We start from the raw sequence: 1,017 nt of genomic DNA on the forward strand, positions 1-1,017 counted from the left end.
CCTGCCGCCGCTCGATCTCCCCTTGCCACATCGTCAGCGAAAGTCCGATGTAGCAGGCGAGATTGAGGCCCAGGCTCCACATGACCGAATGGGTCAGCGGGTCCGGTCCCGGCCAGCCCATCAAGGCGCGCGGGTTGAGCCAGCCGATCCCCAGCGGTCCCTGCACCAGCAGGCCGGCGTCGATCCAGCCGGCGTCCGCGACGGACGGCAGCAGCGCCGTATAGGCCCAGACGGCGAAGCCCGCCGCGATGCCGCCTATCGCGCCGGCCCGGTTGCCGCGCCGCCACAGGATGGCGCCGAACAGGGCAGGGGCGAACTGGGCCACCGCCGCGAACGACACCAGTCCGATCGTGGTCAGCGGATAGGCCTCCCCGATAACCCGGTGGAAGCAGTAGGCCAGCGCCAGGATTCCGATCACGGCGGAACGCCGGACCACCAGAAGCATTCGGGCCGGATCGTCACGCCAAGCAGCGTCGCCGGGCCGTATCCTCATCAGAGCCGGGACGACGACGTCGTTGCAAAGCATGGTGCTGAGCGTCACCGCCGCGACGATGATCATCCCGGTCGCGGCCGACAGCCCGCCGATGAAGGCGATCAGCGCCACGGCGGGCCAGCCCTCCGCCATCGGGATCGACACCATGAAGGTATCGGCGCTGACCGTGCCATCGGGAAACAGCAGGACCCCCGCAAGAGCGACCGGCATGACGAACAGGTTGATGACGATCAGGTAGAGCGGGAACAGGCGCGCCGCCGTCCGCACGTCGTCGACGTGGACGTTCTCGACGACCGCGACGTGGAACTGCCGGGGCAGGCACAGGATGGCGAAGGCGGACAGCAGCGTCATGGTCCACCAGCTCCACGTCGCCAGATCCGGTACCATTAGGCCGGTCAGCCGGGGATCGGCGGCGATCCGGTCCCACAGCTCCGCCGGTCCGCCCATGATCGCGAAGGTCACGACGATCCCTACCACCAGGAAGGCGGCCAGCTTGACCAGCGATTCGAACGCCACGGCCAGGA

Annotated in this window: 1 protein-coding gene; it reads right to left on the reverse strand. The window is 68.4% G+C overall.

Annotated elements, in window-relative coordinates; genetic code table 11:
- The coding region (locus AC5JJ6_RS37255; protein WP_496046873.1) for an SLC5/6 family protein at window positions 1–1,017 on the reverse strand (1,017 nt) is incomplete at both ends.

The sequence above is a fragment of the Skermanella sp. genome, assembly GCF_059503625.1.